Origin of the sequence: Mesorhizobium sp. M7A.F.Ca.CA.002.09.1.1, assembly GCF_003998555.1 — a bacterium.
Lineage (GTDB): Bacteria > Pseudomonadota > Alphaproteobacteria > Rhizobiales > Rhizobiaceae > Mesorhizobium > Mesorhizobium ciceri.
This window is the reverse complement of the sequence record NZ_RZRR01000698.1, coordinates 1-3,039: the sequence shown is the minus strand read 5'-3', so window position 1 is coordinate 3,039 and position 3,039 is coordinate 1. Positions and strand designations below refer to the sequence as shown.

The following is a 3,039-nucleotide window of genomic DNA, read 5'->3' as shown; positions in this document are numbered from 1 at the left end:
GCTCTATATCGGCGAAGAAGTCGGCTCCGGCAAAGGTCCGGCGGTCGATATCGCGCTCGATCCGCTCGAAGGCACGACGATCTGCGCCAAGAACCTGCCCAATGCGCTCGCCGTCATCGCCATCGCCGAAAAGGGCAGCCTGCTGTTTGCGCCCGATGTCTACATGGACAAGATCGCCATCGGTCCGGGCTATGCGGACGGCGTCATCGATATCGATGCCTCACCGGCCGAAAACATCGCCAGCCTCGCCCGCGCCAAGGGCGTGGCTATTTCGGACATCACCACCTGTATCCTCGACCGGCCACGTCATGCCAAGCTGATCGATGCCGTGCGCGCCACGGGTGCCGCGATCCGGCTGATCGGCGACGGCGATGTCGCCGGCGTCATCCACACCACGGATCCGGAAGAAACCGGCATCGATATCTATCTCGGCACTGGCGGAGCACCCGAGGGCGTGCTGGCCGCCGCCGCGCTGCGCTGCACCGGCGGCCAGATGCAGGGCAGGCTGATCCTCGACACACCGGAAAAGGTTGCTCGCGCGGCAAAGATGGGTATTTCCAATCCGAAACGGGTCTATCGGACGGAGGACATGGCGCGCGGCGATGTGCTGTTTGCGGCCACCGGTGTCACCGACGGCAACATGCTGGCTGGCGTCAAGTTCGGCCACAATTACATCACCACCCACACGATCGTGCTGCGCTCGTCGTCGCGGACGGTGCGCGAGATCAAGGCACGCCATCAGGACCTGGATAAGTTCTGACGCTTGCTTGCGAAGCCACCTTGCAATTGTTAGCCATTCGGGCGCACCCGATATTGGCTGCAAGGATTTGACGATGAAACCGTTCGACTGGCACGCGGATCCGATCTCGCGCGCCACCGCCATCACGCAGTCTTATCGCAACACCCAGAATGTGCGTCGCTTTCTCATCCGGGAATGCAGCTACGCATTCAGCTTCGACCGGCCTTTCATGGCCTGGCTCAAGGACGGTGTGGAAACGACGATGGGCGATGCGGCCGACGAATGGCTTCGGCGCCAGGCTGAAAAGCGGAAAGCGCAGTTTTCTTGACACTTCCCGGACGGCGCACACCGTGAATCGCTTGGCTTTGCCTGCCTTTGGCCTATAGAGCGTCGCATGAACGTGACACGATTTAAATCGTTGCCAATGCAGGTCGTCGCCCCAAAACCGCTGCGCACTTTTGGGCGACATGCACTATCGTGCGGCCAACGATGAGTTGGCAAAGCGTATGACCGGCGAAAAGCGCCTCTTCCTCGATGTCAGGCAGTCGGTATCAGGGGTTTCCTGGGAGCACCGGCTGACCGAGCGGCAGGACATGATCGCGCTCGCCATCGCGCAAGGCTACGGGGTACCCGATATCGTAGCACGGGTGCTTGCCGGCCGCGGCGTCACCGCCGAGCAGACCGAGCGGTTTCTCGATCCGACGATCCGCGATCTTCTGCCGGATCCGGCATCGCTGACCGACATGCACAGGGCGGCGGCCCGGATCGCCGCCGCGGTGATGGCCAGGGAAAAGGTGGCGATCTTCGGCGACTATGATGTCGACGGCGCCGCCTCGTCGGCCTTGCTGAAGCGGTTCCTCACGCATTTCTCGGTGCCGTCGGAAATCTACATCCCGGATCGTATTTTCGAGGGCTATGGCCCCAACCCCGACGCCATGCGCGAACTTGTTTCGCGTGGCGCGACACTGATCGTCACCGTCGATTGCGGCACCAACAGCGCCGCTTCCATCGATGCCGCCAATGAGGCCGGGGCCGATGTCGTGGTGCTCGACCACCACCAGGTCGGCGGTGCCTTGCCGGCGGCAATCGCTGTCGTCAATCCCAATCGCGACGACGACCTTTCCGGGCAGGGCCATCTCTGTGCCGCCGGCGTGGTCTTCCTCGCCCTTGTGCAGACGGCCAGGATCCTGCGTAGCCGCATGGCCGATGCTACGCCGCCGGACCTGCTTTCGCTGCTCGATATCGTGGCATTGGCCACCGTTTGTGACGTGGTGCCGCTGACCGGCGTCAACCGTGCCTTCGTGGTCAAGGGGCTGCAGATGGCGCGCCAGCAGAAGAACGAAGGGCTCGCGGCACTGGCACGGGTGTCGCGCATCGGCGAGCCGATCAGCACCTTCCATCTGGCCTATCTGATCGGCCCGCGCATCAATGCCGGCGGACGCATCGGCGATGCCGCACTTGGCAGCCGGTTGCTTGCGACCGACGACCCGGTCGAGGCGCGCACCATTGCCGAGACGCTCGACCGGCTCAACCAGGAACGGCAGCTGATGGAGCAGGAGATGCTCGCGGCGGCGCGCGCCGAGGCCGATGCGGAGCTCGCCGGCGGCAATGGCCCGGCTATCGTCGTCACCGCCAGCAACAGCTGGCATCCGGGCATCGTCGGTTTGCTCGCCTCACGGCTGAAGGATCATGCCCGCCGGCCCGCCTTCGCCATCGCCTTCAACGCCAACGGCATCGGCACCGGCTCGGGCCGCTCGGTCTCGGGTTTCGACCTCGGCCGGCTGGTGCGCGAGGCGGCGATTGCCGGTCTGATCGTCAAGGGTGGCGGGCATGGCATGGCGGCGGGCATCACCGTCGAGCGGGCGAGGCTTGGTGAGCTCAGGGCGTTTTTCGAAGAGCGGGCGGCAGCCGACGTGTTTCGCCTGCAGGGCGAGGAAAGCCTGGCCATAGACGGTGCGCTTGCCGCTGAAGGCGCGACACTCAGCCTACTCGACGCGCTGGAACAAGCCGGACCTTTCGGTGCCGGGCACGTGGCCCCTGTTTTCGCGTTGCCGCGCCACCGGTTGGCCGATGCGCGGCCGGTCGGCACCAATCACATCCGCGTCGAGCTGCAATCGGAAAGCGGCGGCCGGATCCAGGCGATCGCCTTTCGCGCCGTCGATACCGCGCTTGGCGAATTCCTGTTCAAGAACCGGGGCAAGACAATCCACGTCGCCGGTTCGCTGTCGGGAAATTACTGGAACGGCAACCGCACCGTTCAGTTTCGTATCACCGATGCGGCTCGTGCGTAGGTGTTGATC

General features: G+C 64.3%; 3 protein-coding genes. All 3 read left to right on the top strand.

The genetic code is table 11. The features are described 5' to 3' along the window. Window positions 1-760 (top strand): fructose-bisphosphatase class II family protein (locus EN994_RS24700; RefSeq protein WP_164746146.1); only part of this gene is annotated, 760 nt, incomplete at its 5' end. 73 nt (window positions 761-833) lie between these two features. Next, the gene (locus EN994_RS24695; RefSeq protein WP_063167872.1) at window positions 834-1,067 is read left to right on the top strand and encodes a DUF6434 domain-containing protein; all 234 of its coding nucleotides are present in this window, start codon (window positions 834-836) and stop codon (window positions 1,065-1,067) included. Window positions 1,068-1,245: 178 nt separating this feature from the next. Further along, window positions 1,246-3,030: a single-stranded-DNA-specific exonuclease RecJ gene (gene recJ, locus EN994_RS24690; RefSeq protein WP_063167873.1), complete on the top strand. Its 1,785-nt coding sequence runs from the start codon at window positions 1,246-1,248 to the stop codon at window positions 3,028-3,030. The last annotated feature ends 9 nt before the right edge of the window (window positions 3,031-3,039 follow it).

Coding starts and splice junctions, on each gene's coding strand:
- EN994_RS24695 (WP_063167872.1), top strand. CDS start 834: ATGAAACCGTTCGACTGGCACGCGGATCCGATCTCGCGCGCCACCGCC.
- recJ (WP_063167873.1), top strand. CDS start 1,246: ATGACCGGCGAAAAGCGCCTCTTCCTCGATGTCAGGCAGTCGGTATCA.